The sequence below is a fragment of the Streptomyces sp. NPDC037389 genome (assembly GCF_040636475.1).
Taxonomy (GTDB): domain Bacteria; phylum Actinomycetota; class Actinomycetes; order Streptomycetales; family Streptomycetaceae; genus Streptomyces; species Streptomyces hesseae.
Genome location: NZ_JBEZUS010000019.1, coordinates 26,651 through 40,069 on the forward strand (window position 1 = coordinate 26,651; position 13,419 = coordinate 40,069).

12 protein-coding genes are annotated in these 13,419 nt (G+C 70.5%); 5 read left to right on the forward strand and 7 right to left on the reverse strand.

Annotated elements, in window-relative coordinates; translation table 11 throughout:
- Nucleotides 1–33 precede the first annotated feature (33 nt).
- The 4 genes from AB0E98_RS30290 to AB0E98_RS30305 form a co-directional block, all read right to left on the reverse strand.
- On the reverse strand, nt 34–759 hold the full coding sequence (locus AB0E98_RS30290) for an alpha/beta fold hydrolase (protein ID WP_361708822.1): 726 nt from the start codon (nt 757–759) through the stop codon (nt 34–36).
- A gap of 91 nt (nt 760–850) precedes the next feature.
- Nucleotides 851–1,807: a chlorinating enzyme gene (locus tag AB0E98_RS30295; protein ID WP_361708825.1), complete on the reverse strand. Its 957-nt coding sequence runs from the start codon at nt 1,805–1,807 to the stop codon at nt 851–853.
- Nucleotides 1,808–1,869: 62 nt separating this feature from the next.
- Nucleotides 1,870–2,118 (reverse strand): phosphopantetheine-binding protein, encoded by a 249-nt coding sequence (locus AB0E98_RS30300; RefSeq protein ID WP_361708828.1) that lies wholly within the window; start codon nt 2,116–2,118, stop codon nt 1,870–1,872.
- Nucleotides 2,115–3,623 (reverse strand): amino acid adenylation domain-containing protein, encoded by a 1,509-nt coding sequence (locus AB0E98_RS30305; protein ID WP_361708829.1) that lies wholly within the window; start codon nt 3,621–3,623, stop codon nt 2,115–2,117. The genes AB0E98_RS30300 and AB0E98_RS30305 overlap by 4 nt, the downstream gene beginning before the upstream one ends.
- 372 nt (nt 3,624–3,995) lie before the next feature.
- Here AB0E98_RS30305 and AB0E98_RS30310 point away from each other — a divergent pair, with 372 nt between their 5' ends.
- Complete coding sequence (locus AB0E98_RS30310) at nt 3,996–5,342, forward strand: cation:proton antiporter (protein WP_361708951.1); 1,347 nt, start codon at nt 3,996–3,998, stop codon at nt 5,340–5,342.
- A gap of 19 nt (nt 5,343–5,361) precedes the next feature.
- On the opposite strand, the gene AB0E98_RS30315 is transcribed toward AB0E98_RS30310, so the two are convergent.
- Nucleotides 5,362–6,195, reverse strand: coding sequence for an AraC family transcriptional regulator (locus AB0E98_RS30315; RefSeq protein ID WP_361708830.1), 834 nt, complete (start codon nt 6,193–6,195; stop codon nt 5,362–5,364).
- Between the two features lie 80 nt (nt 6,196–6,275).
- Here AB0E98_RS30315 and AB0E98_RS30320 point away from each other — a divergent pair, with 80 nt between their 5' ends.
- Nucleotides 6,276–7,313, forward strand: coding sequence for a DMT family transporter (locus AB0E98_RS30320; protein ID WP_361708833.1), 1,038 nt, complete (start codon nt 6,276–6,278; stop codon nt 7,311–7,313).
- Nucleotides 7,314–7,341: 28 nt separating this feature from the next.
- Here the strand turns inward: AB0E98_RS30320 and AB0E98_RS30325 are convergent, their stop codons facing one another.
- Entirely contained in the window at nt 7,342–7,707 is a 366-nt protein-coding gene (locus AB0E98_RS30325; protein WP_311614896.1) for a YbjQ family protein, read from the reverse strand.
- 260 nt (nt 7,708–7,967) lie between these two features.
- On the opposite strand from AB0E98_RS30325, the gene AB0E98_RS30330 reads away from it, so the two are divergent.
- Nucleotides 7,968–9,269, forward strand: a complete 1,302-nt coding sequence (locus tag AB0E98_RS30330; protein WP_361708836.1) for a VTT domain-containing protein — start codon at nt 7,968–7,970, stop codon at nt 9,267–9,269.
- Nucleotides 9,270–9,460: 191 nt separating this feature from the next.
- Complete coding sequence (locus tag AB0E98_RS30335) at nt 9,461–11,083, forward strand: threonine/serine exporter family protein (protein WP_361708954.1); 1,623 nt, start codon at nt 9,461–9,463, stop codon at nt 11,081–11,083.
- Between the two features lie 187 nt (nt 11,084–11,270).
- Here AB0E98_RS30335 and AB0E98_RS30340 read toward each other — a convergent pair whose 3' ends face one another.
- Nucleotides 11,271–11,768: an inorganic diphosphatase gene (locus AB0E98_RS30340; RefSeq protein ID WP_126915332.1), complete on the reverse strand. Its 498-nt coding sequence runs from the start codon at nt 11,766–11,768 to the stop codon at nt 11,271–11,273.
- A gap of 166 nt (nt 11,769–11,934) precedes the next feature.
- Here AB0E98_RS30340 and dacB point away from each other — a divergent pair, with 166 nt between their 5' ends.
- A complete protein-coding gene (gene dacB / locus AB0E98_RS30345) occupies nt 11,935–13,326 on the forward strand; it encodes a D-alanyl-D-alanine carboxypeptidase/D-alanyl-D-alanine-endopeptidase (RefSeq protein ID WP_361708840.1) in 1,392 nt (463 codons plus the stop codon).
- The last annotated feature ends 93 nt before the right edge of the window (nt 13,327–13,419 follow it).

A 13,419-nucleotide genomic window follows, 5' to 3' on the forward strand; every position in this document is an offset into this window, starting at 1 on the left:
GATCTCGGCGGGCGGCGGAGTTCAGCCCCTGTTTCAGCCCCGCTGTTCGGCGGGGACGCGGAGCCGGCGCGTGATGAGATCCACCAGCTCAGGAACGTTCTGCTCCAGGTAGAAGTGGTCCCCGGGGAAGCCGTGGGACTCGGTCGGCTGGGTCGAGTTCAGCCGCCACTGGTCGAGCTGATGGGGAGTGAAGATGTCGTCGCGTCCCCAGCACACGACGATGTCGGCCTCGGTGACGGTCCGGCGCTGCTTGGACAGGAAGGACTGCGAGACCGCGAAGTCCGCGCGGAGGAGGTCGGCCGTCCTCCGCCGCAACTGCGGATGGTCCAGCACCTCCTGGGCGACGCCGCCACCGGACTTGCCGGTGATCTCGAAGATCTCTTCATCGGACACCCCCAGCGGAGAACCCTCGAACGGGAGGACCGCTCCCCCCGGCCCCGCGTTCGCCGAGGCGAACAGGGTGGAGCAACGGCTGATTCCGGTGGTCTCCTCCAGCCGGGCCGCCAAGGCGAGGCCGACATAGGCGCCCAGGCTGTGGCCGAGGACGGCGAAGGGGCCGTTGACGGCGGAGACGGCGTCCAGCAGTGAGTCGGTGGCTTCGTCGATGGAGGTGACGGCGGCCTCGCGCCAGCGGCGACCCCGGCCGGGAAGGTCCAGGGCCATCGGCTGGATCTCCGGCGGCAACGCCTTCGCCAGGGGCGCGAAGAAGGCGGCGGATCCGCCCGCGTGATGGAGCAGGATGAGTGGATAGGGCTTCATGATGCCTCCCGTTGTCTCCGTGGACCGAGTCCACGGCCGGAGGGCGGGGGTGGTCCTGGGATCGCCCCCGCCCCCGCCCTCCGTCAGCCCGTCAGTCCTGGCTGCGCGGTACGAACTGGAAGCCGCGCCGGCTCTCCTTCGCCCTGCGGTTGTGCCCGTAGGCGTCCTCACCGGACACCAGTACGGTGCCGTAGTCGTCGAGGACGATGCCGCCGCCGTACTCGCTGATCTCCTCCGTGCCCGGGTAGACCTGTACCTGGGTGGGGACGAAGCGGGCGGCGTAGCCCATGCGGTAGTCCTTCTTGGTACCGGTGTGCGGCAGCGACGCGTGCATCAGCGTCGACCAGAAGATCACGCACTCACCGGGCTTCATGACCAGGGGGAAGGCCTTGGACTCGTCCGGGCTCCAGTCGGGGTCCTTCTGGAGCTGCCGGTAGTCGTAGCCGAAGAAGCCCCGCTTGATGCCGTCCTTCTCACGGGCGTTGAGCGCGTCGGCCTCGTACTCCATGCCCTTGGACTCGTCGTAGTTCATGTGCTTGTGAGTGCCGGGCATCAGCTGGAGGCAGCCGTTCTCCTTGGTGGAGTGCGTGAACGCGGTCCACACCGTGATGGTTCCGCCGAACGCCGGCCGGCCGTCCTCCGAGGGCCAGAGGATCTGCGGGCTGCCGCTGGCGTGGGCGAAGGTCGCCGCCTGGTGCCAGTCGGTGCCCTCGTCACCCTGGTACTTGGGGAAGAACTCGCTGCGCCAGCAGAGCAGGTCGGGACCCAGGAGCGACGCCACGCGGTCGACGATCTCCCGCTTCATGATGTGCTCGGAGAGCAGATCGATGTCCAGGTGGCGGTCGTAGTTGGAGATGCTGCTCGCCTTGCCCTCGCCCACGGGGTAGATGGCGTGGGAACGGTCGCGCAGCTCGCGCTGGATGGTCTTCCAGCGCTCCTCCATCTCCTCCACCTCGTAGATCTTGATGGGGCCGAGGAAGCCGTCCCGCTCGAACTGCGCGACCTCGGCCTCGGTCAGGGAGAAGGACGTCTGCTGTGAAGTAGTCATCTTTGTCATCCGCTCTCTACGGGTCTGTACGGACGTTCAGGACGGACGTTCAGGACGGACGTTCAGGCGAGACGTGCTACTTCGGCGGCAACCTCGCCGAGGGTGCGCTCGAAGAGGACCTGGATGTCGATCTCGGCGGCGAAGCGCTCCTTGATCTGATTGCTCAGCTCAAGGGCCAGTGCCGAGTGGCCGCCCAGGTCCAGGAAGTTGTCCTCGGCGGTGGTGGGCTCCTCAAGGAGTTCCGTGGACCACTCCAGAATCAGGCGCTGCACCTCGTCCAAGGCCGGCTTGTTCTGCGTCAGTTCGCTCATGTGGCAGCCGTTTCGTTCCATGACCGGGCGACAGCGGCCCGGTCGACCTTTCCATTGACGGTGCTGGGCAACTCCGGCAGCCGCTGATAGCGGGCCGGATGCATATAGGTGGGCAGGAGCTCCTTGACGTGCTTGCGGAGATCGGCGGCCGTCGGGGGCCGGTCCTCGTCGCGGGCGACGAAGGCGCAGACCAGCCGGTCGTCGCCGGCCTTGAACCGGCGCACCTGGACCACCGCGTCGAGCACGTCCTCGTGACGGCGCACGACGGCTTCGATGTCGCTGAGCTCGATGCGGTACCCGCGGAGCTTGACCTGGAGGTCCGCCCGGCCGGTGTAGGCGAGCGTGCCGTCGGGAAGCCGGTTCACCAGGTCGCCGGAGCGGTAGTAGTGGACGGTCTCCCCGGTGTCGGGGTCGGTGACCTCCGGGAACTTCTCGGCGGTGAGTTCCGGCCGGTTGAGATACCCGTCGGTGACCTGCGGGCCGGAGAGCCACAGCTCACCGGTCTCGCCGTCCGGTACGTCCTGGCCGTTCTCGTCGACCACACGGAGCCCGAACCCCGGCAGGGCCGCGCCGATGACGGACTCGTCCGAGACCAGATCGTCCTCGCCGACCTCGTGGAACGTGGTGAAGACGGTGGTCTCGGTGATTCCGTAGCCGTTCACCAGCCGGGGGCCGGAAAGCCCGTACTGCTTGGCCCAGGGGCGGAGCGCGGCGGGCACCAGCTTCTCCCCGCCGAAGACGACGTACCGCAGGGCGGGCATGTCCCGGCCGGACCGCAGGGCCGCTTCGGCGAGCGTCACGAACGCCGTGGGCGTCTGGTTCAGGACGGTGATGCCCTGATCGGCGATCACATCGAGGTATTTGTCGGGCGTCCGTGCCGCCCAGTGGGGCAGCACCACCAGTTCGGCACCGGTGGTGAAGGCGCCCCAGATCTCCCACACCGAGAAGTCGAAGGCGATCGAGTGGAAGAGCAGCCAGCGGTCCCGCTCGTTGAATTCGAAGACCGCTCGTGCGGCCGTGAAGAGGGCGGCCGCGTGATGGTGGCGGACCGGAACGCCCTTCGGGGCGCCGGTCGTACCGGAGGTGTAGATGACATAGGCGGTGGCCTGCGGGTCGGGCCCGGGGCCGGACAGGCGCTCCGGGGGCCGGCCGGCCAGTTCGGCGATCTCCGCCGTGGTGATCACCGTGGTGATCGCGGTGTCGGCGATGTCCTCGCCCGGGTCGCCGACGAGCGTGGTCGCCCCGCTGTCGGTGATGATGAAGTTCTTCCTCGACGACGGGTGCCGGAGATCCAGGGGAACGTACGCGGCCCCCGCCTTGAGGATGCCGATCATGGCGGCGACCGCCTCGGCGCCGGGAGACATCCGCAGGGCGACACGGTCACCCGGGCGCACTCCCTGTTTTCGGAGCAGCGATCCGATGGTGTCCGACCACTCGTCGAGTCGGCGGTACGAGAATCGCTGAGTGCCGTCGGACAGAGCGTCGCGCTCCGGAAAGCTGCGCACCGACTGGCTTAAGAGCGCCAATAGCGTTTTTTGAGGGCCAACAGCAGCGTCCGTTTTTGCCATGAAGTCCGCCCCATGGTTCCGATTGCTGTCTCAAGTTGCGAGATGCATTGGTCTTGAAATTCGCAGCGGGGAGAACGCTCTCACATCGGCATATGCGCTTGGCAAGATCATGTGACATTGATCACTCGGGGTGGACGGGGGAGTCGGGCGTGGGATTGGCTCGCCGCTGTTACCCATGGGTGAACTGGCTTTCCTGGGGGGGAGTTGGCAAGAACCGAGCTGGTGAAGACCGGTGGCGGGAGTCCCCGGTGGCGGGTGCCCGCCGCGATCGTTTTAACCGTTTTAGTGCCTCTCGCGGTGATCCTCGCCGTGTCGATCCGGGCGGGCGGAACTAGCTCCTCCGGAAAATCGGGCGCCGCTGGGCAATCAATTCTGGACACCGTCGGGCATTTCTTCCTGGGCGCGGCCGCGGTCCTGCTGGCGTCTCAGTTAATGGGATTCCTGGCGGTCAAGTTGCGGCAGCCGAGGGTCACCGGCGAAATAGCCGCAGGCATCCTTCTCGGTCCGTCCTTTCTCGGATCGGTGGCTCCCGGCGCGACCGGATGGCTGTTTCCCTCCGGGGTGCTGCCCATGTTCAACGGGCTGGCGCAATTGGGTCTTGTGCTCTTCATGTTCGGGGTGGGGCAGGAGCTCGGATCCATGCGGCTGCGCGGCGCGGCGCCGCGTGCCGTGCTGATCAGCCAGTCCTCGCTCTTCGTGCCGTTCGCCGCCGGTGCGGTGGTCGCCCTGCCGCTCATGGACGACTACCTCGTCCCCGGGGTGCCGCCCGTGGCCTTCGTGCTGTTCGTGGGGTGCGCGCTGAGCATCACGGCGTTCCCGGTGCTCGCGCGGATCCTCGGCGACCTCGGGATCTCCCGGACCCGTCCCGGCCAGCTCAGCCTGTTCGCGGCCGCGGTCGGCGACGGAGGGAGCTGGCTCATGCTCTCCGCGATCCTGTCCCTCGCGCACGGCACCGACCTCACCTCCGTACTCGGCAAGGCCCTGGTGGTGATCGCCGTGACCGTGCTCTTCGTGGGGCCGCTACGGCGCCTCATGCTGCGCTGGCCCGAGCGCGCGGACACGCCCAGCACGCCCGTGGTCACGCTGCTCCTCGTGGTCGCCGTGGCGGCCTCCGCGACCCTCACCGCCGCGCTGGGCATTCACCAGCTCATCGGCGCCCTCCTCGTCGGACTGGCCTGGCCCCATGGGCACCGGAAGGCGAGCGCCGCGGCGGCGCCCCTGGCGAGCACGGCCAAGACCGTCCTGCTGCCCTTCTTCTTCCTGGGGTTCGGCCTCGGCGTCGACCTCCACTCGCTCCACCTGGGCGGCGGGGCCGGCCTGGCACTGCTGGCCCTGCTGGTCGTCGCGACGGCGGGGAAGGTCTTCGGCCCCGGCCTGTCCGCACGGCTCACGGGGCTGCCCTGGTCGGAGTCGCTCACCCTGGGCATCCTGCTCAACGCGCGCGGGCTCACCGAGCTGGTGGTGCTTCAGATCGGTTACGAGGCACACCTCATCAACAAGGAGATGCTCGGACTGCTGACCATCGTGGCGCTGGTCACCACCGTCATGACCACACCGCTCCTCAAGCTCACGGGAGCCCTCCGCGAACCTGCCCCACCCGCGGCCGATCCGGAAGTACGCGCGTCCGAGCACGCGGGGACCACTGCCACCACCTGACCGTTGGACGGGCGCGTGTTCACTGTCCCGCGCGCTGGTAGACCGCCGGTGTGATGCCGTAGGTGCGCTTGAACCAGCGATTGAAGTGCGCCTGGTCGGAGAAACCGGCGGATGCCGCGGCCTCCGCCGGTGCCCGGCCGTCCGTGAGCAGGTTCCGGGCCCGCCGGAGTCTCAGGAGACGCTGGTAGTCGCTCGGCGGCATCCCGAACTCCGCGCGAAAGGCCCGGTACAGCGCGAACCTGCTGCACCCGGCCGCCTCGGCGAGTTCCTGTGCCGATATGGGCTCCAGAAAAGCCTCGTTGAGCAGGCTTCGGGCCTGCCGGGCCGCCCGGCGCCGCGCTTCGCCCGCCAGGGTCCGCTTGCGCGGCGCCTGCGTCGCACCGCGCTCCGCGAGCGCCAGGACGGCCGTCGTCAGCAGTTCTTCGCGTACCAGGGCACTGGTCTGCTGGACCAGCGCCTCGTGGAGGCGGGCCAGCGCGCCGGTGAGAACGGGGTCCGTCAGCACGGGGCGTACGAACAGGGGCATCGCCCCCGTGCTTCCGTCGGCGGCGTCGGCGAGGGTGTCGGACACCACCGAAGGGCCTATGTGGACGATGCGGTACTGATAGCCCGACTCGGCCGCGGCCCGGCCGTCGTGGACCTCGTCGGGGTTGAAGGCCATCACCATGCCGGCCCCGCTGGTGTGGCTCGCCCCGCGGCAGTGGAAGCTCTGCGCTCCCACGTCGGTGATGCCGAAGGAGTAGGCGTCGTGGCTGTGGGGGGAGTAGACGTGGTCGAAGAAGTGCGCGTGCATGGCCTCCAGCGGGCGGGCGCCGTCCCGCCAGTACCGAACCCAGCCGTTCCCCTTCGCCATTCATCCATTGTGACCTGCGCACTTGATCTGCGCACCAGCGTTCAAGTCAGAGAATCGGCCCGTCCTTCACAGTCGGTGCCATGGCTGCGAAGAGTAGATTCAGTAATCCGTACGCTCTGCTGTTGATGACCATGCTGCTCTGGGGAAGTTCCTTCTCCAGCTCCAAATCGGTCGTGGAACACGTCCCCCACTCCGTGGGCGCGCTTCTGCGGTTCGGTGGAGGTGCCCTGGCGCTGCTGTTGGCCGTGGCGCTGTTCGGCAACCGCGAGCAGCGGGTGCCGGCGCGCGCCGGCTGGCTCGCGGCGGCCGCCGGAGTGCTGGGGGTCTTCGCCTACAACGGGTTCTTCTTCTGGGGGCTCTCGCTCGCTCCGTCCCTGGACGCGGGCATCCTGATCCCCGTCATGAGCCCGGTGCTGACGAGCTCGTTCCTCCTCCTGACCGGTAAGGAGAAGCCCGACTGGGCTCGCGCGTCGGGCCTCGCCCTGGGCCTCACCGGTGCGGTGATCTTCTTCCTCGGGGCCGGCGGCAGCGGGGGAGGCGGGTCGTCGCGCCTCCTGGGCGACGCGCTCTTCCTGCTGAGCGCCGTGTGCTGGGCGTCCTACACCCTGGCCGGGCCCCGCGTCCTGGCGGGCATCGAGCCGCTGAAGGCCACCACGTACGCGACCTGCGCGGGCGCCGTGCTGCTGGCCGTCCTCGCGGCCCCCGACCTGCCGAAGGTCGAGTGGAGCGAACTGCCCGCCAGCGTCTGGCTGAACTCCGCCTTCCTGGCCATCGGGGCCGCCGCCGTGGCCAACCTCCTCTACTACCGGGGGGTCGGCGAGGTGGGACCCGCGAAGGCGTCCCTCATGATGTTCAACGTGCCCATCGTCAACACCCTGTGCGCCACGGTGCTGCTCGGGGAGTCGTTCGGCTGGCTCCAGGGAACCGGGGCGCTGGTGCTGGTCCTGGGTGCCGTGATCGCTGTGACGCGGGGCAAGCTGCCCAGGCGCGCGGCGGGGCCGGACGCGCAGCCGCGTGCCGATAAGGCCAGTGAGGCCGATGCGGGCGATGCGGCCGATGCGGAGGCCAAGGCGCAGGCGGGCAGCACCATGAGCCCGGCTCCGGCGGAGGGTTCCTGAGCGGGGAGCCCTGCCGGACCGCGTGCCGTTACGCGTGCGGGGAGATCACCACGGCCGTGCCGTAGGCGCAGACCTCGGTGCCGACGTCCGCGGCCTCGGTCACATCGAAGCGGAACATGAGCACGGCGTTGGCGCCGCGCGAGCGGGCCTGCTCGATCAGTCGCTCCATGGCCTGGTTGCGGGTCTCGACCAGGGTCTTGGTCAGACCCTTGAGCTCACCGCCGACGAGGGACTTCAGGCCCGCGCCGATCTGGCTGCCGATGTGACGGGAGCGCACGGTGAGGCCGAAGACCTCGCCGATGACGCGGTCGACCCGGTAGCCGGGCACGTCGTTGGTGGTGACCACCAGCACGTCCTGGGACTGCTGACCGCCGCCGTACTCGTCGATGCCCATGCATCCACCTCCGTATGTGTGTGCAGTTTTGCCGTTCGTCGTTCGGGACGCACGCCGGGGTGGCCGGGTTGCGCCGTTCAGGTGCACGAGGACCGTAACGGCACGTGAGCGGGCGTGCGCGCCCAGGGACGGGCGCCGGGGGCCGTCCGGAACCGGGGCCGTCGCGGGCACGTTGGTAACCTCGGGCGGCACACCGCCGCCCCCGCCTGTGCCCGGGCCTCGCAACGAGCCTGCGCCCTCCACCCAGGAGCCCATCAACCGTGACCCCCACCACTCTCGCGCTCGGCCCCCAGTGGCTGGACTCGGACTACCTGATCGGCCAATTCGGCCTGTGGGGCGTCCTGGCCATCGTCTTCGCCGAGTCGGGCCTGCTCATCGGCTTCTTCCTGCCGGGAGACTCGCTGCTGTTCACGACCGGTCTGCTGGTCACGACGAACGCGCTGAAGTATCCGCTGTGGGTGGTGTGCGCCCTGGTGATCCTCGCGGCGATCCTCGGCGACCAGGCCGGCTACCTCTTCGGCCGCAAGGTCGGCCCCACGCTCTTCAAGCGGCCGGACTCGAAGCTCTTCAAACAGGAGAACGTCGAGAAGGCCCATGAATTCTTCGAGAAGTACGGTCCGAAGTCGCTGGTCCTGGCCCGCTTCGTACCGGTGATCCGGACGTTCACGCCGATCATCGCCGGCGTGAGCCGGATGAACTACCGCTCGTTCCTCATCTTCAACGTCATCGGCGGCGCCCTGTGGGGCGGCGGGGTGACGCTGCTGGGCGCGGCGCTCGGCAAGATCGATTTCGTTCACAAGAACATCGAGCTGATGCTGGTCGCGATCGTGCTGATCTCGGTCGTGCCGATCGCCATCGAGTTCCTGCGGGCGCGGTCCAAGTCGAAGAAGGCGGCCGCTGCCGAGCCGGCTGAGCCGGAGGCTCCGGCCGCCCCGTCGGACGCGTCCGACGGATATGACTGGGGTGGGTTCGACCAGGGCGGGTCCGACCGGGGCGGGTACGGCGACGACGGCTACGGCCATGGTCAAGGCCACGGCCAGGCTCAGGGTGGTCCCGGCGGCGGGTACGGGGACCAGGGGAACCACGGGAACCAGGGCGGTTACGGCGGATACGGCGGCCAGGGCGGCGGCTATGGCAACCAGGGCGGCTACGGGGGCCAGGGCGCGTACGCCGACCAGGGTGGCTACGGCCAGCAGGGCGGCTATGGGGCACAGGGTGCGCAGGGTGGTCAGGGCGGCTACGGGAACCAGGGCGACCAGGGTGGCTACGGCGGCGGTTACGGGAACCAGGGCGGTTACGGCCAGCCCCAGCCCCAGCCCCAGCCGTACCCGCAGGCCCAGCCCCACCCGCAGGCCCAGGCCTACCCCCAGCCCCAGCCGCACCCCCAGGGCCAGGCCCACCCCCAGCCTCAGCCGTACCCTCAGAGCCAGGCCTACCCCCAGCCCTACCCCCAGGGCCAGGCCCAGCCTCAGCCCCACCCCCAGGGCGGCTACGGCGACAACACCTACGGCTACGGCGACTACGACGACGGCCAGGAGCAGAACTACCGCGCGCCGCGCTGAATCGTCGCGCTGAAGCGCCGCGCCGAGCGGAAGGTGCCACCCGACCGGGTGGCACCTTCTCGTCGTTAACGGCACATTAGGGATCCGTCAGGGAGTTCGTCGCTCCGTTTTTCCCGCCCCCGGTGCGCGGGCCCATCGCCCTGCATGCATGCTGGCCGTAACAGGAGGGACGCACCGAGGAGTACGTGGTGGTGGAACGCCAGCGGGGCAGCGGTACGGCGAGCCAGGACGGTGACCCCGGCCGGGGCACCGAGGACCGCAAACCGCAGTCCGACGAAGCGCACAGCGCCTTCACTCCGCCCCTGGGCGTGCCCCTGCCGGCCCCGCCGCCCGAGGACGACCACCCCACGTCGGAGTTCGCCCTCCCCAAGGGCGTCGTCGCGCCGCACCCCGCCTACACCCCTCCGTACGGCATACCCAAGGTCAGCCTCACCAAGGAGGCGCCCTGGCAGGACCGGATGCGCACGATGCTGCGCATGCCGGTCCTGGAGCGGCCGGTGCCCGAGCGGCCGGAGAAGCACGCGGAGGAGTCCGGCCCGCCCGTGCCGCGCGTCCTGGACCTGACGCTGCGCATCGGCGAGCTGCTGCTCGCGGGCGGTGAGGGCGCCGAGGACGTGGAGGCGGCGATGTTCGGCGTCGCGCACGCGTACGGGCTGGCGCGCTGCGAGCCGACCGTCACGTTCACCCTGCTGACCGTCAGCTACCAGCCCTCGCTCATCGACGACCCGGTCACCGCCAACCGGACGGTGCGTCGGCGCGGCACGGACTACAACCGGCTGGCGGCGGTCTTCCGGCTCGTCCACGACATCACGACGCAGGGGCTGACCCTGGAGGAGGCGTACGGGCGCCTCGCCGAGATACGCCGCAACCGTCACCCGTACCCCAGTTGGGCGCTCACCCTCGCCTCCGGACTGCTGGCGGGCGCGGCCAGCCTGCTCGTGGGCGGCGGGCTCGTGGTGTTCCTGGCGGCGGCGGCCGGGGCGATGCTGGGCGACCGGCTGGCGTGGCTGGCGTCGGGGCGTGGGCTGCCGGAGTTCTACCAGTTCGTGGCGGCGGCGATGCCGCCCGCGGCGATGGGCGTGGCGCTGAGCGCCACCGGTACGCCCGTCCAGGCGTCGGCGGTGATCACCGGTGGGCTGTTCGCCCTGATCCCGGGACGTGCGCTGGTCGCGGGTGTCCAGGACGGGCTCACGGGCTTCTACATCACGGCGGCGGCGCGGCTGCTGGAGGTCGGCTACCTCATCGCGGGCATCGTCTGCGGTGTGCTGGTCGTGCTCTACGGGGGCGTGCACGTCGGCGGGAAGACGCTGAACCCGGAGGCGGCGCTGGTCCACCGGGAACGGCCCGTCATCCAGATCGTGGCGGCGATGCTGCTGGTGTTCGCGTTCGCGCTGCTGCTCCAGCAGGAACGTCACACCGTGCTGCTGGTGACGCTCAACGGCGGGGTCGCGTGGGTCGTCTACGGGGCGCTCGCGGACACGGCGGGGCTGGACCCGGTGCCCGCCACGGCGATCGCGGCCGGGCTCGTCGGCCTCTTCGGCCAGCTGCTGTCGCGGTACCGCTACACCTCCGCGCTGCCGTACGTGACGGCGGCGATCGGCCCGCTGCTGCCGGGTAGTGCCACGTACTTCGCGCTGCTGAACTTCGCGAAGAACGAGCTGAACACGGGAATCTCCGCGATCACCAAGGCGGCGGCGCTGGCGCTGGCCATCGCGATCGGGGTGAACCTGGGGAGCGAGATGTCCCGGATGTTCCTGAAGGTCCCGGGCGAGGGCGCGACGCGCCGTGCGGCGAAGCGGACGCGCGGGTTCTGACGCGCGGGCCCCTCGGGTGCCCGGGGCACAGCCCCGGTTCCGGGAAAGGGGCGGGACCGGGCCAACCCAAAAACCGCCGCAGCGGCGCTCGGCCACTACGGCGGTATGGGGGTATCTCCCAGCGGTAGCCGGGGGAGGTGCCGGACCGGCCTCAAGCCGATCCGGTCACTTGGTACGCGTCAGAGCGTCAGTGGTGGGCCCCACCCGAAGCCTCAAGGCGCTTGTAGGACGCCTCGATCTCCGCCTCGGCCTCCGCGCGGCCGACCCAGTCGGCGCCCTCGACGGACTTGCCCGGCTCCAGGTCCTTGTAGACCTCGAAGAAGTGCTGGATCTCCAGGCGGTCGAACTCCGAGACGTGGTGGATGTCACGGAGGTGCTCGACGCGCGGGTCGTTCGCCGGGACGCACAGCAGCTTGTCGTCGCCGCCGGCCTCGTCCGTCATGCGGAACATGCCGATGGCGCGGCACTTGATGAGGCAACCGGGGAAGGTCGGCTCGTCGAGAAGGACCAGCGCGTCCAGCGGGTCGCCGTCCTCGCCGAGGGTGTTCTCGACGAAGCCGTAGTCGGCCGGGTAGCTGGTCGAGGTGAAGAGTCGGCGGTCCAGACGGATGCGACCGGTCTCGTGGTCCACCTCGTACTTGTTCCGCGAACCCTTCGGGATCTCGATGGTGACGTCGAACTCCACGGGTGGCTCCTTCTGATCAACACATACGTCTGGTGATTAAGTGTCCCCCACGCAGGAGTGTGGTGGCGAAAGGGGCTGGTCCGTGATGCCGCAGGCCGGACGCCGACAGGTCGGATGGTGGCGGGACGCCTCTCGCGAACAACGGCGGACCGCACGGTTCGCCGCGGTGTCCGCCGTGGCCGGCCTGGCGCTGGCGACCGGCGCGGTGACGGCCGCCGGGCCCTGGGACGGGGGTCAGCGTAAGGCCGAACGGGACCTCGCCGCTGCCCCGGCACGGCCCGGAGGCGCCCGTCACGCCGACGGCGAACGCGCGCCGGGCTCGGCGCCGCCCGTACTGGCGCCCGTACGCGGCGGAGGAAAGCGCTCCGCCGACGGCCTCGCGGAGGCGCTGGAGCCCCTCCTGAAGGACTCCGCGCTGGGTTCCGACCATGCGGCCGCGGTCGTCGACGCCACGACCGGGGAGCGGCTGTACGGGGTGGGGCAGTCGGACGCCTACACCCCGGCCTCCACGGTCAAGCTGGCCACGGCGGCCGCCGTGCTGTCGGTGGTGGGGCCGGAGCGGCGCATCGAGACGACCGTGGTGGCCGCGGGCGGCGACGGCGTCGTCCTGGTGGGCGGCGGCGACCCCACGCTCACCCCGGCCGGCCTCGGCGACCTGGCCGACGCCACGGCCCGCGCGCTCAAGGCGCGCGGCACCACCGGCAAGGTGAAGCTCGCGTACGACGTCTCGCGCTACTCCGGCCCCGTGCTCCACACGATCGGGCTCAACGACAACATCGCCCCCGTCAGCCCCCTGATGGTCAACGAGGGGCGCCTCGGGGGTACCTCCCAGGCCGAAGGCTCCGGGGGAGACCCCGACCGGGGGCCGGCCGACCGTACGGCCGAACCGGCGGCGGACGCGGCCCGGAAGTTCGCGGCGCTGCTGCGGGACAAGGGCGTGGACGTCGACGGCGAGCCGGGGGAAGGGCGCGCGGAGGGGAAGGCGGCCCGGCTGGCCTCGGTGGCGTCCCCGCCGGTGTCCGCGCTGGTGGAGCGCATGCTCACCAACAGCGACAACGACATCGCGGAGGCGCTGGCGCGGCAGACGGCGCTCGCCTCGGGCAAACCGGCGAGCTTCGAGGGCGCGGCGCAGGCCGTCACGGAGCGGCTCGCGGCGCTGGGCCTGCCGATGTCCGCCGTCCACATCGCCGACGGCAGCGGTCTGGACCGCGCGGACCGCGCGTCGGCGGAGTTCCTCGCCCTGGTCCTGGCCCGGGCGGCGGAGCCCGGACGCCCGGCCCTGCGGCCGGTCCTCACGGGCCTGCCCGTGGCGGGCTTCAGCGGCACCCTGCGCGACCGCTACCCGCGCGACGCGGCGGGCCGCGCGCTCGTCCGCGCCAAGACGGGCACGCTGACCGGGGTGAACACCTTGGCCGGCACGGTCGTCACACCGGGCGGCCGGCTGCTGGCCTTCGCGTTCCTGGCGTCGGGGACGACGGACGCGGACGCGGCGCAGAAGGCGCTGGACCGGGCGGCGTCGGCGCTGGCCGGGGCGGGTTCGGCACCGCCGGGCTCGTAGCGGGTGGCCGAGCGCCGCCGCGGCGGGTTGCGGGTCGCCCCGCAAGCCGCCCAAAGCCCTCCACCCGGCACCAGCACAGCACGTACGGTGAGG

Coding starts and splice junctions, on each gene's coding strand:
- AB0E98_RS30325 (WP_311614896.1), bottom strand. CDS start 7,707: ATGGGCATCGACGAGTACGGCGGCGGTCAGCAGTCCCAGGACGTGCTG.
- AB0E98_RS30315 (WP_361708830.1), bottom strand. CDS start 6,195: ATGGCGAAGGGGAACGGCTGGGTTCGGTACTGGCGGGACGGCGCCCGC.
- AB0E98_RS30320 (WP_361708833.1), top strand. CDS start 6,276: ATGGCTGCGAAGAGTAGATTCAGTAATCCGTACGCTCTGCTGTTGATG.
- AB0E98_RS30300 (WP_361708828.1), bottom strand. CDS start 2,118: ATGAGCGAACTGACGCAGAACAAGCCGGCCTTGGACGAGGTGCAGCGC.
- AB0E98_RS30290 (WP_361708822.1), bottom strand. CDS start 759: ATGAAGCCCTATCCACTCATCCTGCTCCATCACGCGGGCGGATCCGCC.
- AB0E98_RS30295 (WP_361708825.1), bottom strand. CDS start 1,807: ATGACTACTTCACAGCAGACGTCCTTCTCCCTGACCGAGGCCGAGGTC.